Raw genomic sequence first — 19995 nt, forward strand, 5'->3', positions numbered from 1 at the left:
CACCGTTCGTCGTCCGGCCTCCGCTATTTCCACCACAGAACGTACACCGTGATCGCGATCCCACCGACGGTGCTCAACACCACGGCCGCGATCAGTCCGAGGACGACGTCGACCTGCAGCAGGCCGATCACGAGCGCGAGAAACGCCAGTTGAAGGATCGCGAGGACGACGCCAAACCTGAACCAGCCGGTTTCGACTGCTACCGTCGATCCGTTGCTCGGATCGTTCGCGTCTGGTGCGGACATCGCTTCGCTGATCGCACGCCGCGGGTTGGTATAGTTCTCCGCACCGAAGATTGGCGGTCGTGACCTACTCCCCGCCTTCGTGGCCCTCGAGACACTCCCGAACCCAGTTGTAGTGTTCGCGCACTCGCCGCTCGCCGCCCTCGGTGAGCGCGTAGACGTCGTAGATCCCCTCCGTTCGTTTCTCGACGAACCCCGCATCCACCAGCGCCGACAGCGAACCGTAGAACGCCTTCGGCTCGAGGTGGTCGTCGTAGTGAGACTCGAGGTGGGATTTGAGCTGTTGGCCGCGCAGTTCGCCCTCGTCCGCGGCGGCGAGCAGGAAACAGATGTCCCGGCGGCGACCGCTCCGGAGCCACTTGGTCATACCCAGCCTCGAGGCGGCGGGTGCTCGAGCGTTACGGTTTCGGGCTCGTCGCCGGGACCGACTATGCGGAGTCGAGCGACCGATAACAGCCGACGGCGACCGCCCAGACGAGTCCGCCGAGCGCCCCGACGGCGAGCCACAGTGTCGCACCGATCTCGAGGTAGACGGCTCCGACGTGCGGATCGAGTTCGTGTCGGAAGAGCAGCCATCGACCGTCGGTACTGCCGAGTATGACGGTTCCCGACCCGACGGCGAGCGAGCAAAACACCGCCCCGACCAGCGCGATCGAACACACCGCGAGCGTCCCCGCGGCACCGGCAGCGGCCGTCGAAAGGAGCCACACTCCGGTCCCCCGGCCGACGGCTCGCTCGCTCGATCCGTAGATCCCAAACCCCTGTACGTCGCCGTCGGAGAGTGGGGCGACCCGAACGTCCGCGGGGTACTGCAACAGGACCGCGGCCATCCAGAGGTCGCCGATCGAGCCGGCGGCGTTCGCCGCCAGCGGGACGACCAGCAGCGAGGACGGGTAGACGACCATCGCGGCGACACCAACAGCGGTGATGACGACGAACGGGGCCAGCAGGACGACGAGCAACTGGTTTCGGGTGTAGCTCGTCCCTGCCGTCTCCGCGTAAGCGTACGGCAAGAGGAAGTGCGAGACGCCGACACCGTAGGTTGGACGCCCCCCGTAGCGGGCCATGAACGCGCCGTGGAGTAGCTCGTGGGGAACGACGACGAGCGCGACCAGCCCCACGGAGACGGCGATCCAGACGAGAGCGTCCGACGGCGCGAACGCCGGGATGACGATCGGCTCGAGCGAGGTCCCTCGAATCGTTGCGAGTGCGTGTCCGAAGCCGTAGGCGAAGCCGAAGAAGCCGACCGCGGAGACGACGGCCCACTGTATTGCGACGGAACGCGTCTTGCGAAACGTCGCGACCGGTCGCGGTGACTCGTGGGACTCCGTTCGACTCACGACAGCATCCTGTCGGGGGTCGAAAATATCCGTGTCGATTCCTCGCCGTCGTTGCGCGCCTCGAGTTCGCTTCCCCCTCTGGCTCGATGGGGGACTCGCCGGAACCGATAGCTTCCCGGTCTTCCGCCCGCGAGTGTCGACTATGACTGACGATCGAACCGCCGAAGCGAACGGCATCACGGCGACCTATGACGAGACCGAGACGGAACGCGTCCTCGAGTTCGCGGTGACCGACAACGGGGCGGACGCTCCGCCTCGAGCCGGCGGGAGCGCCGCAATCGCCCAGAACATCGAGGGCTACGCCATGCTGAAGGTGCGACCGACGGCCGACGGCGACGAACTCGAGCGCTACTACGGATTCGATATGGCGCTCGACCATGCGGGGGAGTTGCTGGGGGTCTCCCCAAACGACCTCCCGGTCCCGGCGGCGGCCGAAGATATGGGGATGTAACTCCTCGTGAGGGCAGGGCTGTACCGTCACTCGGATCACGTGACGCCCGCGTACAGGGGAACGGAGAGGAACAAGAGCGCCCCGACCGCCTGAAGTCGAAACCAGCGACTGTCCGCGCCTTCGTCGGCGTACGTGCGTTCGAACGCGCCCCGTTCGCGGGTGGAGAGGACTGCGAGGGATGCTCGAGCCCGCGGTGTAGCGTCTCGAATCGCTCCGCGTGGAACGGTTGGCGGCAGTACGGACAGCGGGTGGCCGGCTCACCGCCGCGGACGACGGTTTCCGGATTGGGTCCACTGCCGGTCGTCCTCGAACGGTCACTGTTCCGATCACCATCACTGACCGCGGGTTCCGATCACCATCACTGACCGCGGGTTCCGATCACCATCACTGACCGCGGGTTCCGATCACCATCACTGACCGCGGGTTCCGATCACCATCACTGACCGCGGACTCGTTCGTCGCGCGAGACGCTTTCGACGGTACCACCGTGTCGGACGGTACGCGCCCATCCATCATCGTTGCTCGCCCTCGTTTCAGCGATCGTGAACGCGTCCCCTGAGTTCTAACGACCCGAACCAGTTCGGCGAGGATACTCGTCGAAAGCCACTGGAGAGCGGGAAAAAGCGGGACTCATAAATACGCAGAGTCGAACGGTTCAGACGAGAACAGTCGTGGCAACCACATCGTCGTCGTTCCCCCGTCCGATCGGTAGCCGACAACGCTTTTCCGCGCTCCTCGCAGCGACCGCGCTCGGGGTATACCTCCTGTTAATCATCGGTGCGACGACCTCACTGACGAACGCTGCGGCGGCGTGTTCGACCTGGCCGACCTGCCACGCGCCGGCCGATCCGCTGAGTCAGACCGAACTCGTGATCGCCTGGGGCCACCGCCTCGCGGCAGTTATCGTCGGGCTGCTCGTTGCCGCCACAGCCGTCACCGCCGTCCTCGGGGATGTCTCGAGTCGCGTCCGGTGGACGATCCTCGCAGCAGCCGCCCTCTACGTGATTCAGGTCGGCGTCGGTGCTGCGACGGCGATTTTCGGACCCGCAGCGATCGTCCCCGGGCTCCACCTCACGCTCGGGCTCGTGATCTTTACAGGCATCGTGCTCGCACTCGCCTGGGACCTCGAACTCGCGACCGGCGAGGCAAACGACACGATCGACCAGCCCGAACCACTCGAGTCCACAGCCGTCGACGGAGAGGCTCCCGCAGCCCGCCCGCTTCCCACCGGACGGCTCGCTCGAGCGCGGCTCACCGCCTTCGCCTACTTCAAGATGATGAAGCCACGGCTGATGTGGCTGCTCTGTCTCGTCGCCGCCGCGGGAATGGCGCTGGCCGCCGGCCCCTCGCTGACCGTCTCGACGATTGTCGCCACGCTCGGCGGCGGCGTCCTCGCCATCGGCGCGAGCGGCACATTCAATCACGTGTTAGAGCGCGATGTCGACCAGCAGATGTCACGCACGGCGGATCGGCCGCTGGCAACCGAGCTGATCCCGGTCCGGAACGCGATGGCTTTCGGCGTGTTGCTGACGATCGCCTCGCTGGCGACGTTCCTAACGATCAACCGCCTCGCGGCCGCGCTTGGACTCGCCGCGATCGTCTTCTACAGCGTGGTCTACACGCTCGTGCTCAAACCTAACACGGTCCAGAACACGGTTATTGGCGGTGCGGCCGGCGCGTTGCCGGCACTCATCGGCTGGGCCGCCGTCACGAACGAAATTGGCTGGCCGGGACTTGCGCTGGCGGGCGTGATCTTCCTCTGGACGCCAGCCCACTTCTACAACCTCGCACTTGCCTATCAGGACGACTACGCTCGCGGCGGTTTCCCGATGATGCCCGTCGTCCGCGGGGAGACGGAAACCCGGAAACACATCCTCTACTACATCGCAGCGACGCTCATCAGCACGGTCGCACTCGCCTGGATCACCGACCTCGGCGCGCTCTACGCGGCAACGGTCGCCGTCTTCGGCGGGATCTTCCTCTGGGCGGCGATCGTACTCCACTTCGAGCAGACCGAATCCGCGGCGTTCCGGGCATTCCACGCCTCGAACGCGTTCCTCGGGGCCGTCCTCGTCGCAATTCTGGTGGACGCACTCGTGCTTACCGGGGCAGTGCTCTGACCGGTCTCCGAGGCGTTCGTTCCGAAAACCGTACGCCTAACAGTGTTCGGGCCCTAGCAGCGAGCAATGCACCGCCGTTCGTTTCTAACGCTCGCCGGAACGGGTGCGACGCTTTCAGTCGCCGGCTGTACGTCGCTCCTCGAGGCGTCGATCCCCGACGAACTCGAGAATGTCGAGCCTGCTAGCGATCAGCTTCCGACCCCGACGCTCGGGTCCGGCCCCGTCACCGTCGACGTCTACGAGGACTTCGGCTGTCCGGTCTGTCATGAGTTTCAGGCAGACGTATTTCCGATCCTCGAGCGCGAGTTCATCGAGTCGGACGATATCGAGTACCGCCACTACGACTTTCCGGTCGGGGCCGCCGACGAATCGGTCGCGATGGCGAACGCTGCGCGAGCCGTCCAGGATGCAACGCGCGTCGACGAGGACGAGCCGACCGGCGCGTTCTTCGAGTACAAAGCTGCCGTAATCGATAACGACGACTGGAGCGACGAAGAACTCGCGGCGCTCGCGGCGGGAGTCGATGTCGAGCCCGACGCCGTCTCGAGCGCGCTCGAGAACGAGACCTACTATCCGACCCTCGTCGCGGACTGGGAACGCGGCGAGGACGCGGGCGTCGAGGGAACGCCGACGGTCATTGTCGACGGCGAGGAAGTCGACGACGCGCTCGACATCGACGAGATCGAACAGACGGTCGAGGACGCTACGTAGCTACCGCAGGGAGCTGAGAGCGGGAGCAAGACCACTCGTGCGGATCGTTGTGTCGTTTTGCCGGCGATCGTCCGACCGGGCCGGCGATCACCGGTAACGAAGTACAACAGACCGTATCAGTCCAGTTCGGAACCGGCCACGGAATCGGTGAACTCATCGAACGCTGCTGTCGGCTCCCAGCCGGTTTGACTCACCGAGAGTTGGCAATGAACCGATTGACGGTTTCGTCGCTGCCGGCGACGATGAGACCGTCGTCTCGCCGGATGGTGAACTCGGGGCCGAGGTTAGTTAGCAACTCGCCGTCCCGTTCGGCCGCGACGACCGTACACCCCAGCCGTGCACGAATGTCGAGGTCGCCCAGCGCTTGGCCGGCGAACTCGGGTGCCGTCGTCCGGATGATCTCGAACTGCGTTTCCGGCGTCAGCACCTCCTCGTCCTCGAGCAGGATCGAGGAGAGCATCCGTCCCGTCACCGTCGACAGGGCGAGGACGTACTCGGCGCCCGCCCGGTAGAGCTTTCGTACGGTTTCAGTTTCGTTGGCTCGCGCGATCACCTCGGTCCCGGGAGCCACGTTCTCGAGGACGAGGGTCGCGTAGATAGCGGCCGTATCGTCGTCGAGTGAGAGGACGATCGACCGAGCGCTCCCGACATCCGCAGCATCGAGCGTGTCTTCGGCCGTGATGTCTCCGACGACATCGACGCCAAGGTCGTCGCGACTGTCGATAACCGTACGGGTGATCCCCTCCGCCTCGAGCGTGTCGCCGACCGTTCGGCCGACTTCCCCGTATCCGCCGATGACTACCCGAAAGGTGCGCTCTTCCGCAGGCGAGAGCGTCCGTGCGGTCAGTTCCGTAAGCGTCTCGTGAGAGCCGGCGACGAGCAGAATCGTGTGTTCGTTGATCGTCGTCTCGGGATCCGGTGCGGGGACGAATTCGCCGTTGAACCACGCGCCGATCACGGTGATGCCCATGCGGTCGCGTATGCCCGACTCGGCGATCGTCCGACCGGCGAGATCACTGTCACGCTCGACGAGGAACTCGGTGATCTCGAACTGCTCGCCGAGTTCGATCGTTTCCTGAAGTTCGGTGGTGACCGACATCGCCGCCTTCGCTGCGAGGCTGTTGCCGAGAACTTGTCGCGGCCGAACGACAACGTCCGCACCGGCGTAGCGATGGTAGGTCTCGGCGTCTTCGTCCTCGGCGACGCTTACGATCTGGATCTCGTCGTCGAGTTCCCTCGCGGTGAGTATGACTTCGGGATTGGCTTCGTCGGAGATGTCGACCACGAGAGCGCGGGCGTCGTCGATGTTCGCCGCCACAAGCGTTTGTTCTTGCTCCGGATCGCCCACCATCGCCTCGATGCCGTCGTCGGTGAGGTCCGTGACGGTTCCCGGGTCGTCGTCAACGAAGACGGACGGAACGTCCGCGGCCTCGAGTTCGTCTCTGAGAACGTCTTCGCGTTCTCTGTGCGAACAAATGATGACGTGGTCGGTGAGGTCGGTCGACTCCGCTGGCTGCGTCGCAAGCGCCTGTTGAAAAAGCGGTACGACGAACAGCGGCAGCGCGAGAAAGACGAGCAGTACGCCGCTGAGGTTCATCCCGATAACGATGAAATTCATCGGGGCGCTGTTCCAGTCATCCGTGTCGCCGCCGAATCCGGCGGTCGTCAGCGACTCGATAACGACCTGCACCGACTCGTACATCGTTCGCTCCTCGCCCTCGAACGTTAGCATCCCCCACTGATAGATGAAGCCGTACGCGATTACGATCCCGAAAACAGCGACGAGCGACAGCACGATTCGTCGCCACCACGTGTTCATCGGGGTAACTGTCGCTCTTGGGGAGAATGAAACTTACTGCCTTCCTCATTCGCTGTCCGGGTATCGCGACGATAATACGCGTCCGATGAACCCGCTCGACCGATCTATCTACTCGCTCTCGTTTCGAGCCGCGTCGATGCGCTCGAACTGCTCGTCGCTCAGTTCGATCTCGACCGCACCGACGTTCTCCGCGAGTTGGTCGGCCGTGCGCGCACCCACGATCGGTGTGCAGGTGAACCGATCCTGATCCATCAGCCACCGGAGCGATACCTGTGCCGGCGTGGCGTCGACCTCGCTCGCGACGGACTCGACGGCCTCGAGGACGTCCCAGGCGCGGTCCGTTGCGTAGCGGTCTTCGAACAGGTCGTCCAGACTGGCGCGGGAGCCGTCCGGCGCTTCGACGGAGCCGTCTTCGGCCTGCTCGTACTTGCCCGTCAGGAAGCCGCCGCCGAGCGGCGAGTACGGACAGACCGCGAGGTCCTGATCGGCACAGACGTCGAGGTAGTCGCCGACGACGTCGTAGTGGGCGGCGTTGACCATCGGCTGCGTGACGTCGAAGCGCTCGAGACCCTCGACGTCGCTGGTCCACAGCGCCTTGGCGAGCTGCCAGGCGGCCATCGTACTCGCGCCGAGGTGGTTGACTTTGCCCTCGCGGACGAGGTCCGAAAGGACCGACATCGTCTCCTCGATCGGCGTCTCCTCGTCCCAGCGGTGGATGTAGTATAGGTCGAGGTAGTCAGTCCCCAGTCTGTCGAGGGTGCCCTCGATCTGGGCGCGAATGTGTTTCCGTCCCAGTCCGGAGTCGTTGGGTCCGGGCTCGCCCCAGCCGTTGAACGGGAAGTATACCTTCGAGGCGATGACGAGGTCCTCGCGGTCGATATCGTCGCGCGCTTCGAGCCAGTCGCCGATCCACTCCTCGCTGGTGCCGTCCGGGTCGCCGTAGACGTTGGCGGTGTCGATGAAGTTGATGCCGTGATCCCAGGCCGCGTCGAGCAGTTCGTGGGCCTCCTCGCGGTCGGTCTCGACGACTCCGCCGGTCTCGCGTCCGAATCGCCAGGTGCCGTAACAGAGTCTCGAGACGGTCGTCCCCGTGTCGCCGAGCGTGGTGTACTCCATGGAGCGGAGTTTCGTCCGCGAGCGGGAAAACGGTAGGGAAGCGGCGAATCGCCCCTGATCGTCGCGTTCTTCCACCGGGGCGCTTGCAGGTCCATGGCAAGATGTCCGTTGCGTGCCGCCTGCTACGTCCGACGCTGGAACTGAACGAATTGGCCGTCCGCGAACCCGGATCGGTGCAGTCACCGGACCCGGTCGTACACAGGTACGATACCGAGACCTCCGCCAGCATGGTCGTCATCCACGCGAGCTGTACCGTCGCGAACGTCGATCCGCTCGAGCAGTTCGCGATCCTCCGGGCTCGAGTCCGGCGACCGATTTCTCGGTCCGATGGCGGCCGACCCGACTACCGGTGGTCGACGGGAACCGAAAACTCAAACGCTACCGCTTCGTCCGTCCGAGCGACCTCGAGGACGCGTTCGACGAAGGGCCTCTTTCCCGTCGAGTAGGCGACGAGTTCGTCGTGTTCGGACGCCAGATCGAACTTCAGCGTTTCGTACTCCGCGCGAATGGCAGGCGACGCCCTTAGAACGTCCCGCGTAACCACGCTGATCTTCCAGCCGTCGTCCGACGCCGCGAAGACGTGGTCGTTGAACCGCTGGCCGTTCTCCCGTCGAAACACGGGATGCCACTCGTCGCTGTTCTCGATTCGATCACCGCCGAGTTCTGATTCGAGCGTCCGCGAGACGTCGTCAACAGCGTCGTCCGCAACGACGATATCGAGATCGACGATATCCTTCGCCGCGAGACCGGGGACGGCGGTCGAGCCGACGTGTTCGATTCGCTCGACGACGGACTCGAGCCCAGCGTCGCAAAGCGCATCCTGCACACGGTCACGTTCGGCGTCGAAGCGCTCGTGCCACGCCTCGTGTCTGGACGGAACGAGTTCGATCGGATCCTCGTTCGGATTGACCATTGTTTCTCAAACACATGTCCGGTACTTGAAAGTTCGGCTCGAGCACCTCTCGGAGCCGACCTCGAAGACGCAAAAAAGCAGCGACGAACCGATCCTACTGAACCGACGGCAGCACTTCCTCCTCGTAGAACTCGATCGCCGGCTCCTGTTCGGGACCGATCTGGTGGACGTAGACGTGATCATAGCCGGCGTCGACGGCCTGCTTGATGCTGTCGATGTGGTCTTGTGGATCCGGCCTTGTGGTCGTTCCCGCATCCGCGATGTCCTCCTTTTCGACCATCTCTGCGGCCTGTTCGAAGTGTGCCGGCGTCGGTAGCTCCTGGCCCAGTTCGCCCGGCACGGAGCCGTTGGGCCAGTACTCGTAAACCGTCTCGACGGCCTCCTCCTCGGTTTCGGCATAACAGCCGTGTAGCTGGGTGTACTTCGGTCCGTCACCGCCGGCATCCTCGTACGCTTCGATTGGCTCTTCTTTCGGGCCGGAACACCAGAGCCCGTCACCGTTCTCGGCGGCCCACTCGGCCGTCTGCGGGCCGAACGCGCTCGCTATCGTCGTCGGCTGCTCGTTGGGACAGGTGTAGAGGCGCGCGTTCTCGACCGTGAAGTGCGTTCCGTGGTGGCTGAGGGTCTCGCCCGTCCAGAGCTTATGCTTGACATCCTCCTGCGCCTGAAGACGTCCCCAGAACGCTCCGCGTTCTGGTGTGCGAACGAGACGCGTCGCGTCTCGTTAACGCAGGAATCCCGAGCGGTGTGAGTTTCAGGTTCGCAACCATGACTCCGCCACTTTACGGGAGCCCACATCTAACCCAGCCATCGTGACGGTGGCTGACTGGCGGTGCCAAACCGCCGTTACTCCTATCCTCTGTGTCTTTGGCTCCCATCTGTTGTTTTTGCCAGCAGGGGGCCGCTGACACGTCGACGAACTCGGAGTTATCGTCGGGCTTGCTCGACCGACGGGCACAATGACGAACCCTTCGAGGATTCGTGTTCACCGCGTCAGCGTTTCGGATATTGCCTCGTTGGGTAGCGGGCAGGCCGCCTCCGAAGGTCGTTCGGAATCCGCTCCGTTCCGACCTGACCTTACCAGCCTATGGGGACTCTTGTAACTTGAACGTTAGAATCGGAAACTCGGCTATGCTCTTGACGGTGGAATGTGGCACTAAGTGACGGCGCGTATCCAAGGCCTGAAGGTCGTGGTATTGCGCCTGTTCAGCGTATAAACATCCGACCGATCGACAGCGCGATTGGCGTCGCCGAGCCGACCGACGAAATCGAACCGCTTACCCGCGACGGGTGGATAGCCGGCCGTATGGAAGCCGAAGCCGTGGTCGAAGCGACGGACCTCGAGAAAACCTACGGCGAGACGGTCGCGCTGTCGGGGGCGTCGCTCTCCGTCGCGGGCGGCGAGGTATTCGCACTGATCGGCCCCAACGGGGCTGGAAAGACGACGCTCGTGCGCGCGTTGACGGGGACGACCGACCCCGATTCGGGCTCGGCTCGAGTGCTCGGCGACGCGCCGACGGCCATCGACCGGGACCGCCTTGGGGTCCTCCCGCAGGACTTCTCCCCGCCGGATCGACTCAGCGCGCGCGAACTGCTTTCCTACTACGCCGGACTGTACGACGATCCGCGGGATCCCGACGCGGTGCTTGCCGACGTCGGACTCGCGGATACCGGCGACACCTGGTACGAGAATCTCTCGGGCGGCCAGCAACGGCGCGTTTGCGTCGGCTCGACGCTGGTCAACGACCCCGACGTCCTCTTTCTGGACGAACCGACGACGGGAATCGATCCCGCGGGGCGGCGAACGGTCTGGCGGCTGATCGAGGACCTCGCAGCGGACGGGACGACCGTCGTCCTCACCACCCACGACATGGCCGAAGCCGAACGGCTCGCCGACCGCGTCGGTCTGCTCGCCGACGGCTCGCTCGTCGCTCGCGGCACGCCCGACGCGCTGGTTCGGGAACACGGCGGCTCGAGTCGTCTCACGATCGAGACGGCCGCCGATCTCGACGCCTTCGACGACCTCGAGGTCCCCGTTTCCCGCCCGGAACGGAGCCGAGTTCGGGGTCGGAACTCGGAAAGCGCGGTCGTCGTCCGCGAGATCGCACCCGCGGAGATCGGAACGATCGTCGACTACCTCGAGGATCGCGGGATCGAGTACACCAGCCTCTCGTGGGCCGAACCGGACCTCGAGAACGTGTACCTCGCGCTGGCGGATCGGACGGAACTCGAGCACACTGATCGCGCTGGCGACGAACCTGCCGACGAGGCCGCCGCCGACCCGACTCGCGCAGGTGAGACGGCGTGAGCCGACTACGTCGCATTCGAGCCGAGACCAGCGCGGGCTGGCGCTCGTTCGTTCGTCGCCGAACCGCGGTCTTTTTCACCTTCTTTTTCCCGGTGATCCTGATCGTTATCTTCGGCGCGCTCGTGCGAACGGATCCGACGGGCGAGGGGCTGTTCACGGAGCCGCCGGCGTACTACGTGCCGGCGTATCTCGCCGTCGTCGTGCTCTTTACCCCGCTCTCGCGGATGGGGAGCGAGGTCGCGCGCCACCGCGAGGGGAACCGCTTCGAAAAACTCGCGACGACGCCGGTGACCCGCGGCGAGTGGCTGCTCGCCCAGACGCTGGTCAATGCCACCATCATCGGCCTCGCGAGCGTGCTCATCCTCGCGCTCGTGGTTGTCCTGACGGGGGCAGAGATCGCGTTCTCGCTCTGGCTCGTCCCCTATATCCTCGTCGGTGTCGTCTGTTTCTGCGGAATCGGTGCGATGCTCGGCAGCTACACCGACTCCCAGGACGGAGCCATCGCCGCGAGCAACGCCATCGGACTTCCGCTACTGTTCCTCTCGGAGACGTTCATCGCGCTCGAGCAACTCCCCGGCTGGTTCGAGCCGCTCGTGAACGTCTCGCCGCTGACGTACTTCGCTCGCGGGGTCCGTGCGGCAACGTTCCCTGAGGCTGGAACTGCTGACGTGGCTGGTATCGAGCCCGCAGTGGCGAACTTTGCGATTTTAGCCGTGCTGGCCGTCGTCGCCTTCGGCCTCGGCGCGCGGTCGATTCCGCGAACTGATTGAGGGGTGGGCGTTCTCGAGTGGTGGACATCGTTCGGAGAAGTCGCCGACGGCGGGGCTGGCTCGAGACGAAAAGTAACACTATTGTGCGGGCATCTCATATCTCGCAACTGGAGTCCCCAAGTGAACGCAGTTCTGCTGGAACTGCGAGTACTCGAGGATGAACGAGGAGTCCCGTGGTGGTGAGCAAATCCGAACGGATTTGCGAGGTACACGGGGCTTCGAACGACGTGAGAAGTCCCGTGGTGTAGTGGCCAATCATATGGGCCTTTGGAGCCTATGACGGCGGTTCGAATCCGCCCGGGACTACTTCTGCCGCGAGCAATTCCGCGAGCGGCGAATGTCCTCGCGGATTCGAACCAGGGAGCAGCTCCGCTGCGACCGTGGTTCGAATCCGCCCGCCCAATTCTCTGACGAACCGTTTCACGAGCAGTAAGCAGTCTCCGCGAGTGGATCGATGGGCTCCTCGAGGATGGGCTGAACACCGTCGTTCGCCATCGGGACGACGTGGTCGGACACGCTGTCCTGATCCCGTACGACGACATCGGTGAACTGGCGACCTTTGTCCGGCCGGCCTACCAGGCGGCGGGAGTCAGCACGCACCTCATTCGCGGGCTGCTCGGACACGGCGTGGCAAACGGGATCGACCACGTCTGGCTGACCGTCTCTCGAACCAATTGCATCGCGATGAATCTCTACCGGTCGGCCGGGTTCGAGACGACGGCACACGACCGCGGCGAACACGAGATGGAGCGCTCCCTGTAGCGCCGGCAAAGCCCGCTCGCGCGCGTTTGCCCGACTCCGACTGCAGGATCTCCGTCTGAGCAGCAGAGTTCGGTGACTCAAGCGCGGTGACGGAAGGAGGTCGGACGACTGTGGGTGACTGAGAATCTCATACGATCCAAATCACGTTGGTATTATCCTTTTGCACAGTCGGTTGCATTCTCAACGTAGTAGTTGAAGAAGCAATATACCGAGTGGATCCACCACACCGCAGTACTGTCGCTACTACAGTCTTTGTCGGTCGTTTCAGATCGGATATAGCGTAAGCCCCACTTGTTTTCTTTATATCATTCAGAAATATTTCCAAGAGGTGTTCAGAACAAAAGCTTTACAACGACATACGAACCTGCTTTGGGTGCAGACCATGACCTCCATATCGAACCAATATCGCTGCCGCGCTGACGACCCCGCAGATTCGGTCACATCTGACCGATCGTCGCCCCTCTCCCGAGACGATATCTTTCACGTGCTACAGACGAATCGCCGTCGAGACGCGATCGCGTACCTGTTAAACAGGGACGGTCCCGTCAAGATGAGCGACGTCGCCGAGTACGTCGCGGCGAAAGAGAACGAGACGACCGTCGCGAGTCTGACCTCCGCACAACGCCAGCGCGTCTACATCCCGCTCTATCAGTCCCACCTCCCGAAACTCGATAAGAAAGGTATCGTCGAGTACGACCAGTCTCGCGGAATCGTCCGGTCGACCGATCGCATCGAGATCTTCCGTCCGTATCTCGAGGACATGACCGACAGTGACGATCACTCGAGTCGCGATGCTCCCCGATCGATCGTGGCGAGCGTCGTCGGCGACTATCACGTAACGTCCGCGTGTGCGAGCACCGGACTGCTGGTCGCGACGATGGCCGGATTGTTGCAGATCCCCGAGTTGACGCTCGCCGTACTCATCGTCGGCCTCTTTACACTGGCAACGGTGGCGACGACGATCACCGACTCGCTCGCGTCGAACGACGCCATTGACGGCCGCCCGGTCCACTGATTCGAAGGCTGACCCCACACGTTGGGACCGTGGACGCGAGCCGCGTTCAAACGAAGTCTGCACGGTTCCTATTCTGCGCTTGGTGACGACTGCGAGTCGCTATCCGTGTAAGGATAACGGCACTAGTTCCTACTCGTATCGGAACGACCAGTTGATCGACGACGCCGTGGTAATAGTCGAGGATGCGATCACGGCGACCGCCTGAGCCGGACAAACCCGTCTCCGGCAGGCCAACGGCCCCACCTCTGTACGTCGCTCACCGATCGCTGACGGTCGATTTCGACCGCTGCAACGGCCGTTACCCGCTCTATAAGTATGGGTCATCGGTCGAACCGCAGAGGATACGGCTAGTATGGGATTTATCGCCGAAGTCCACCTCGTTCACGACGACCTCGCGTTGGCCCCGACGATAGCGCGCTATCCCGACGTAACGATCAGATACGAGTACGAGGCGACGACTACCGATCGAACGCTGCAGTTCGTCTCCGTCTTTAGCGACGAGTATGCCCACCTCGAGCGAGCGATGGACGAGGACCCCACGGTCTCGAACCCGACGCGAGTCGCGACCTTCGAGAATCGGGCGATCTACCGCGTGACGGTCGAGACCGCCGTCGAGATCGTTCCCGATCGGTGTGCGGAGAGCGGGCTGTTCGTGTTCACGATGACGAGCGCCGAACGGGGCTGGATCGCACGAGTGCATCTGCCGGACCGTGATGCACTGACCGCGTTCCGAACGTGGAGTCGCGACCGCGGCGTTTCGTTTCGGGTCACGCAGCTGTACGACCTCTCGGTCTCCGACAACGGGACGTACTTCCTGACCGAGCAACAACACGAGATTCTCCTGATGGCGTACTACGCCGGCTACTTCGATATTCCGCGCGGAATTACCCAGGACGGGCTCGCCGACCGACTCGAGATTTCGGACTCCGCGGTCTCACAGCGGATCCGACGCGCCGTCTCGGAGCTGATCGCCGCCACGCTCGAGAACGACCGCACGCCGAGCAACTGGGCCTGACAGCCCTCCAATCTGACCCATCCCAGTACAGCCCCGCCTCGGAGGCGGGGTCGAGAATTCGGTTCGAATACACTATTCTCGTCCGCGGTGCCGTCCAGTCCCCACTCGGGACACCGTAGCGTCCCTGCGTCTCGCGAAAGCTCTCGCAGCCACAGCGGTTGCACCGTTTTCCACGTGCCGTACTCCTCGGTCAATGGCACGTCGATACCTGCGCCGTGGGTTGTGCTCGATGTAGCTGAGCAGGCGGGGAACGGCATCCTATGGCTCGTGTCGTTGATGTCTCGCCCGTTGTCGTTGTTCTTGTAGATATCGTCGAAAACCTGCGACGATGACCGCGTTGCGTTCCACGATCTGCTGGCCCCGTCGGTTTCGGCCTAGCCGATGGACGTTCGCTTCCCTACTGCTGTCACTCCGTTCACCGATCGTCGACCGATCACGACCGTATCCCATAGGGTATGCCCATACCGATATCCGTATCGGTGACTGATAATTGTGTTCTTAGATAGGTAATAACTCGCCACCCGTACACGCTCGAATACGATTGTTTTCGGACCTGTATCGGTTACTTGCACGAAGTGAAATCGTCTGTAGCAGTTACTAATGTTCCCCGAGTGATAGCTACAAGATTCGATCTCGAACTTAAAAGCTTGCTATCCGAATCCATAGATACTGAACCCCATCATTACTCAAAACGAATGACTATCAATGTCGGAACGAAGTGGTATGCAGCGTTCGAATCGGAAGGATTCTCTGCGAACTCGATCCGCCCGTTGGGATGACGGTCACGAATCGAGAGATTCCCGAACACGACGAACGTTTTTACGTGGTGTTGCGGCCACCGGGGCCGCTGGAATCGGTTTGACGTCGACCGCCGGAGCGGCCTCGGAACCGTACGCTCAGTACGACGACGACTACCGAAACGTCGTCGACGTCGTCGACGCAGGTGCAGACAACACCGGCGAGGAACCGATCACCCCCGTTCTCGAGGAGCTACGAGCCGACGACACACTGCTCGTATTCCCGGAAGGGCGGTACTACATGGACGAACAGTTCCGGTTCAGCGGATTCGACAACTTCGGCGTCGTGGGTGACGATGCGACGCTGGTCCCGGCGAACTATTACGACTTCGCCGGCCCGCAGTACAGGCTGTTTCGGCTCGGCGTCTCGTACAGTCCCGGCGGTCACCTCCGATTCGAGGGGTTCGATGTCGATCAACGCGCTCCCGACACGGGAATTCGGGTCATCGAAGCCAACGCCGCCGACCGACTCGAGGTACGTGACGTAACCGTCTACGGCCAACACGACAGCGGTACGTGGGGTCCCGGGCTGTTCAACATCACCGATTCCGACGGCTGGGGGATCGTCGAACGCTTCCGCGCGCCGGACGGCGGCGCTTGGATCAACGACACGCCCAACGCCGGCAACCGCTGGCGCGGTCCCATCGGTATCGAGGCCAATCAGAACGCGGGCACGCTCGAATTCAGGCGCTGCTGGCTCGGCGCCTTCCCGAACAACGGCCTGTACGCGGCAGGTGGCGACGGATCGATCGTCGTTCACGGCGGACTCTATGAAAATAGCAACGGCGCGAACGTCCGCGTCGGTGGACAGGGCAGCGAGATTCGGTGGCCGACAGTCAAAGTCGACGACACGCGTCCGGAAGACAAAACGCAGCGCGGAATTCGGGTCGAGAACGGGGAGAACGTAAAGATCCACGGCGCCGCCGTCGAGATCTCATCGCCGAAACCAACCAGTCACGCGATTTCGGTGATGAACTCCTGTGAGAGCGCCCGGATCGAGAATACGCGACTCGAACTGCGCGGTTCGGACGTCAATCACGGTATCGTCCTCTCGCCGGAGTGCGGAGAGACCGTGATCGCCTCCACCAAGATCAGCCACGAGACGGCAGGCGGCTATCCGCTGTGGATCCGCGACAGCGATCGGACCGAGTCGGTCCTCGCCGAGAACCTCACGATTTCGGGCGAAGCGGGCGACGCCAGCGGCCTTCGAGACGGCATTCGCTGTGAGCGAGACAACTGTCGGTTCAGCCACGTCGACATCAGTCAGCACGGTCGCGACGGCGTCGATCGGAACGCGATCGTCAACACGGGCGACGATGTGACCGTCTACCGGAGCGACCTGCGTGCCAGCCAGTATCCCTTCGTCGACCTGGGAGCTGACACGCTCGTTCGCGACTCCGACCTCGAGTCGTCGGGCGACGACGAGGCCGTCTGTCTCTACGCGTCCGCGGAGAATCCGACGTTCAAGAAGAACCGACTGGTCGACGGGATTCGAGACCTCGGTGCGAGCGGGGTTACGACCTGGGAGAACAGCTACGAGTAGATCGATACGGCTGGAGAAAGTGCCAATAACGCTCTCGAGAGGCCATTTAACACCCGTATAATAACGCCTCGCAGTCGCCACCGTACTGATACTGTGAGCACGGTGGACGCTGAACGACCGTCGGCGAGGGGGGCCGTCGACTCTCGGCTCGAACGCTCCCGAGGGATCGCGTGAACCGAAGCATCGCGAGCGGCGTCTTCTCGGTCGTCAGCGCGAAGGTCGTCGTACTCGTCCTCACCGCGATTTCGACGCCGTTGCTGTACCGGTTTCTCGGTGCGTCGGGGTACGGCGAGTACGCCTTCTTGATGTCCGTCTTCGCGATCTACATGATCTTCGTGAGTTCCGGGATTACCGACGGTGTCCGGAAGTTCCTCGCCGAGGACCGCAACGCGACGAACTGGAGCGAACACGTCGTCGGCTTCTACTTTCGGCTGGCGGTCGGTCTCGCCGCCGTCGGTGCCGTGTTACTGGTACTCGCCGCCCAGTTCGGCGTCGTCAGCATCGCTTTCGGCGAGGAGTTCACGATATACTTCTACGTTCTGGCCGTCCTCGTCGTGACGGCGCAGTTTCGGGACTACGCCCGAAAGACGCTCATGGGGTTCGGACTCGAGCGATACTCCGAGCCGCTGAAGATCCTCGACAAGGTCGGGTTCGTCGCCGTCGCGCTTCCGCTCGCGTACGTGTTCGGCGTGATGGGCGCACTCGCGGGCCACCTGGCCGCGAGCCTGCTCGTGGCCGTCGCCGGACTGATCATCGTCCACCGTCGGATCTCGCTGTCGTGTATTTACAGCAAGCCGACGGAGCGATTCCCGCGTACGAAGATGCTCACGTTCAACTCGATGAGCATCGTCCTCGTCTTTCTGCTGATGTCGCTCTACCACATCGACATCGTGATGCTCCAGCACTTCCGGGAGAGCGCGGACGTGGGCAACTACCGGGCGGCGCTGGTGCTCGCCGAATTCCTCTGGTTCGTCCCGCTGGCGATCCAGACCGTCTTCGTCCACTCGACTTCCGAACTCTGGTCGCAGAACCGCCACCGGAAGATCTCGGAACTCGCGTCGAAGGCGACGCGGTACACGTTCCTGTTGACGGCCGTCATGGCGGTCGGGCTCGCGGCGCTGGCCGACGTGGCCGTGCCGATCTATTTCGGCTCGGAGGCGACGCCGGCGATCGCTCCCCTCCTGTTGTTGCTCCCCGGCGCGCTCGGTTTCGCGCTCGCGCGGCCGATTCTGGCGGTCTCGCAAGGCGAAGGGACGCTTCGATACCCGGTCGCGGCCACCGCTGCGGCGGCGCTGATCAACGTCGTCCTCAACGTCGCGCTCATCCCGCGCTACGGGATGCACGGCGCGGCCGTCGCGACCAGCGTCGGCTACGGGACGATGTTCGTCTTCCACTGTTGGGCCGCCCGACACGTCGGCTTCGATCCGCTCGCGGACGCTCGAATCGGTCGAGTGGCGCTGACGACAGTCCTCGCTGGCGCCCCCATCGTCGCCCTCGCGACGGCGATCTCGAGTCCGTGGCTTGCCCTCGCCGTCGTCCCGCCCGTCGGCTTTGCCATCTTCGTCGCCTTCGCGCTCCTCGTCGGCGCGCTCGATCCGGCGGAGCCGTTCGAGGTGCTGTCGATCTTCCCCGATCCGATCGGCTCGATGGCCGCGTCAATCCAGGGGCGACTCGAAGGGGACGGCGACGGCCAGCCGCGCAGTTGGTACCAACACCTGCTGTTCGTCGCCGGCCTGTCGCTGCTCGTCTCGGGGCTCGCGCTGGGGGTGCTGGAAACGGATGCGCTGTTGGTCTCTCCCTGAGGTGGCTGGGACCCCGTTCGGGGTCGCACTCGAGCGTCGGATCGAACGGTCAGGAGTAGACGGGGGATGGTGTTGGCTCGAGCGTTACACTCGAAGTCGCTGCGGTCGGAGTGCGTGGGCGAACTGATCGCCGGAACGGCTGTCGGGGCGAACAGTTGCGGGCGAGTCGTGCTGACCGAGACCCGCCTCGAACGAGAAAGCCTATACAGGGACGATTCACAGCAGGGGGTGTAATGAACGAGAATCGGACCGTCGTCGATATTCTCGAGCGTGTACGAGCGTCGCGTCGCCGGAAGCGTTGTCCCGACTGCGATGCTACCGTTTCCATCCGCGGGTTCGACGGTGAATACCGCTGGAAGTGTTTGAACTGCGATGCGCTCGGCATCGGATACAGAACCCGTTCAGCCGCTTTAGAGGGAGTAACGCAACGACAGTAATCCTCTCGATGGAGAATAATAGGAGCCATTGCAAGTCAGTGCACACCTGATCGCCAACTGTGTCGGCGATCAGTGTGCGGGTCCTCTCGAGGGCCGACGCGACGGGACCTGGCGGAAGTCGACCGAAGTGACGGGAGCGGCCCGTCGAAGGAGCAGACGGTAGTGGCTTTCATCCCGACTGGGGCGACCAGTCACGAACTGTAAAGCCGACACTCACTTCGTGTGCGTTCGCCCCGTCAATCTGAGTGATAATCACGATTATCTGGCGGTACGGTATGGGTTTATACACGTGTTGGTGGGACGGCAATGCGGGTTCATGCCGCTAGAAAACCTCGCTCGAACTGATGTAGTAACGGCACAAGAAGACGAGTCCGTTCAAGAACTCGCGACACGCATGGACGACTCTCACGTCGGCAGCGTCGTCATCACGGACGGCGACGAGCCGACTGGGATCGTCACCGATCGCGACCTCGCGACACGCGTGCTCGGCGAAGGAATGGATCCAGCGGAGACGACGGCTGCCGACGTAATGTCCGACGATCCGACGACCGTCGACGAGACTGCCGGGTTCTACGAGGCGACCGAGCTGATGAGCGAGCACGGTATCCGACGACTCCCCGTCTGTAACGACAGCAACGAACTGGTCGGGATCATCACGTCCGACGACCTCAACGAACTCCTCGCCGACGAGCACATGCAACTCTCGGACGTGATCCGGGCCCAGAGACCCGAGTACTGACTCCCTCGTCGGCAGCCGAGCTATCGTTTTTTCCACCATCTACGGATTCGACCGACGACCGACGAGATCGGTCACCGATCTGGTATCGGCTTGTT

The 19995-nt window shown here is 63.2% G+C and carries 17 protein-coding genes, 1 tRNA gene and 1 pseudogene; 12 read left to right on the forward strand and 7 right to left on the reverse strand.

All coding sequences use genetic code 11. From position 1 onward, the window contains the following. Positions 1-23: 23 nt before the first annotated feature. The 3 genes from NATTI_RS0103360 to NATTI_RS0103370 all read right to left on the reverse strand — a co-directional run bounded on the left by NATTI_RS0103360 (position 24) and on the right by NATTI_RS0103370 (position 1582). Positions 24-245, reverse strand: a complete 222-nt coding sequence (locus NATTI_RS0103360) for a hypothetical protein (protein WP_006092390.1) — start codon at positions 243-245, stop codon at positions 24-26. 64 nt (positions 246-309) lie between these two features. Further along, positions 310-609, reverse strand: a complete 300-nt coding sequence (locus NATTI_RS0103365) for a PadR family transcriptional regulator (RefSeq protein ID WP_006092392.1) — start codon at positions 607-609, stop codon at positions 310-312. 61 nt (positions 610-670) lie between these two features. After that, the gene (locus tag NATTI_RS0103370; RefSeq protein WP_006092394.1) at positions 671-1582 is read right to left on the reverse strand and encodes a DUF3267 domain-containing protein; all 912 of its coding nucleotides are present in this window, start codon (positions 1580-1582) and stop codon (positions 671-673) included. Positions 1583-1724: 142 nt separating this feature from the next. Here NATTI_RS0103370 and NATTI_RS0103375 point away from each other — a divergent pair, with 142 nt between their 5' ends. From NATTI_RS0103375 to NATTI_RS0103385, 3 genes are all read left to right on the forward strand, one after another. Beyond that, entirely contained in the window at positions 1725-2033 is a 309-nt protein-coding gene (locus tag NATTI_RS0103375) for a DUF7111 family protein (protein ID WP_006092396.1), read from the forward strand. Between the two features lie 671 nt (positions 2034-2704). Beyond that, complete coding sequence (locus NATTI_RS0103380; RefSeq protein ID WP_006092397.1) at positions 2705-4153, forward strand: heme o synthase; 1449 nt, start codon at positions 2705-2707, stop codon at positions 4151-4153. Between the two features lie 66 nt (positions 4154-4219). Beyond that, entirely contained in the window at positions 4220-4864 is a 645-nt protein-coding gene (locus NATTI_RS0103385; RefSeq protein WP_006092400.1) for a DsbA family protein, read from the forward strand. 190 nt (positions 4865-5054) lie between these two features. On the opposite strand, the gene NATTI_RS0103390 is transcribed toward NATTI_RS0103385, so the two are convergent. The 4 genes and pseudogenes from NATTI_RS0103390 to NATTI_RS25180 form a co-directional block, all read right to left on the reverse strand. Further along, the gene (locus tag NATTI_RS0103390) at positions 5055-6683 is read right to left on the reverse strand and encodes a potassium channel family protein (protein WP_006092402.1); all 1629 of its coding nucleotides are present in this window, start codon (positions 6681-6683) and stop codon (positions 5055-5057) included. Between the two features lie 108 nt (positions 6684-6791). After that, positions 6792-7799, reverse strand: coding sequence for an aldo/keto reductase (locus NATTI_RS0103395; protein WP_006092404.1), 1008 nt, complete (start codon positions 7797-7799; stop codon positions 6792-6794). Positions 7800-8142: 343 nt separating this feature from the next. Then, positions 8143-8712, reverse strand: coding sequence for a GrpB family protein (locus NATTI_RS0103400; RefSeq protein ID WP_006092405.1), 570 nt, complete (start codon positions 8710-8712; stop codon positions 8143-8145). 94 nt (positions 8713-8806) lie between these two features. Continuing rightward, positions 8807-9367 (reverse strand): annotated as a pseudogene (locus NATTI_RS25180) (LLM class flavin-dependent oxidoreductase); the annotation flags it as partial. A 651-nt stretch (positions 9368-10018) separates the two neighbouring features. Between NATTI_RS25180 and NATTI_RS0103410 the strand changes: the two are divergent. The 9 genes from NATTI_RS0103410 (at position 10019) to NATTI_RS0103465 (ending at position 19900) form a co-directional block, all read left to right on the forward strand. Then, positions 10019-11020, forward strand: coding sequence for an ABC transporter ATP-binding protein (locus tag NATTI_RS0103410; protein ID WP_006089451.1), 1002 nt, complete (start codon positions 10019-10021; stop codon positions 11018-11020). Next, positions 11017-11790 (forward strand): ABC transporter permease, encoded by a 774-nt coding sequence (locus tag NATTI_RS0103415; protein WP_006089450.1) that lies wholly within the window; start codon positions 11017-11019, stop codon positions 11788-11790. Before NATTI_RS0103410 ends, NATTI_RS0103415 begins: the two co-directional genes overlap by 4 nt. A 233-nt stretch (positions 11791-12023) precedes the next feature. Continuing rightward, positions 12024-12096: transfer RNA gene (locus NATTI_RS0103420), tRNA-Gln, on the forward strand. 144 nt (positions 12097-12240) lie between these two features. Further along, positions 12241-12552 (forward strand): GNAT family N-acetyltransferase, encoded by a 312-nt coding sequence (locus tag NATTI_RS0103425; RefSeq protein ID WP_081603648.1) that lies wholly within the window; start codon positions 12241-12243, stop codon positions 12550-12552. Positions 12553-12934: 382 nt separating this feature from the next. Continuing rightward, the gene (locus NATTI_RS0103430) at positions 12935-13567 is read left to right on the forward strand and encodes a DUF7344 domain-containing protein (protein ID WP_006089448.1); all 633 of its coding nucleotides are present in this window, start codon (positions 12935-12937) and stop codon (positions 13565-13567) included. 352 nt (positions 13568-13919) lie between these two features. After that, positions 13920-14582 (forward strand): helix-turn-helix domain-containing protein, encoded by a 663-nt coding sequence (locus NATTI_RS0103440; protein ID WP_006089446.1) that lies wholly within the window; start codon positions 13920-13922, stop codon positions 14580-14582. Positions 14583-15440: 858 nt separating this feature from the next. Beyond that, positions 15441-16922, forward strand: a complete 1482-nt coding sequence (locus NATTI_RS0103450; protein WP_006089445.1) for a hypothetical protein — start codon at positions 15441-15443, stop codon at positions 16920-16922. A gap of 170 nt (positions 16923-17092) precedes the next feature. Beyond that, the gene (locus NATTI_RS0103455; RefSeq protein WP_006089444.1) at positions 17093-18724 is read left to right on the forward strand and encodes an oligosaccharide flippase family protein; all 1632 of its coding nucleotides are present in this window, start codon (positions 17093-17095) and stop codon (positions 18722-18724) included. 753 nt (positions 18725-19477) lie between these two features. Beyond that, positions 19478-19900, forward strand: coding sequence for a CBS domain-containing protein (locus tag NATTI_RS0103465; RefSeq protein WP_027119048.1), 423 nt, complete (start codon positions 19478-19480; stop codon positions 19898-19900). Positions 19901-19995: the final 95 nt, after the last annotated feature.

It is taken from the genome of Natronorubrum tibetense GA33, from assembly GCF_000383975.1.
Taxonomy (GTDB): Archaea; Halobacteriota; Halobacteria; order Halobacteriales; family Natrialbaceae; genus Natronorubrum; species Natronorubrum tibetense.

What these genes read in the sequence shown, in the direction of transcription:
- NATTI_RS0103375 (WP_006092396.1), top strand. Translation starts at nt 1,725, where the DNA reads ATGACTGACGATCGAACCGCCGAAGCGAACGGCATCACGGCGACCTAT.
- NATTI_RS0103395 (WP_006092404.1), bottom strand. Translation starts at nt 7,799, where the DNA reads ATGGAGTACACCACGCTCGGCGACACGGGGACGACCGTCTCGAGACTC.
- NATTI_RS0103400 (WP_006092405.1), bottom strand. Translation starts at nt 8,712, where the DNA reads ATGGTCAATCCGAACGAGGATCCGATCGAACTCGTTCCGTCCAGACAC.
- NATTI_RS0103390 (WP_006092402.1), bottom strand. Translation starts at nt 6,683, where the DNA reads ATGAACACGTGGTGGCGACGAATCGTGCTGTCGCTCGTCGCTGTTTTC.
- NATTI_RS0103385 (WP_006092400.1), top strand. Translation starts at nt 4,220, where the DNA reads ATGCACCGCCGTTCGTTTCTAACGCTCGCCGGAACGGGTGCGACGCTT.
- NATTI_RS0103365 (WP_006092392.1), bottom strand. Translation starts at nt 609, where the DNA reads ATGACCAAGTGGCTCCGGAGCGGTCGCCGCCGGGACATCTGTTTCCTG.
- NATTI_RS0103440 (WP_006089446.1), top strand. Translation starts at nt 13,920, where the DNA reads ATGGGATTTATCGCCGAAGTCCACCTCGTTCACGACGACCTCGCGTTG.
- NATTI_RS0103430 (WP_006089448.1), top strand. Translation starts at nt 12,935, where the DNA reads ATGACCTCCATATCGAACCAATATCGCTGCCGCGCTGACGACCCCGCA.
- NATTI_RS0103410 (WP_006089451.1), top strand. Translation starts at nt 10,019, where the DNA reads ATGGAAGCCGAAGCCGTGGTCGAAGCGACGGACCTCGAGAAAACCTAC.
- NATTI_RS0103465 (WP_027119048.1), top strand. Translation starts at nt 19,478, where the DNA reads ATGCCGCTAGAAAACCTCGCTCGAACTGATGTAGTAACGGCACAAGAA.
- NATTI_RS0103360 (WP_006092390.1), bottom strand. Translation starts at nt 245, where the DNA reads ATGTCCGCACCAGACGCGAACGATCCGAGCAACGGATCGACGGTAGCA.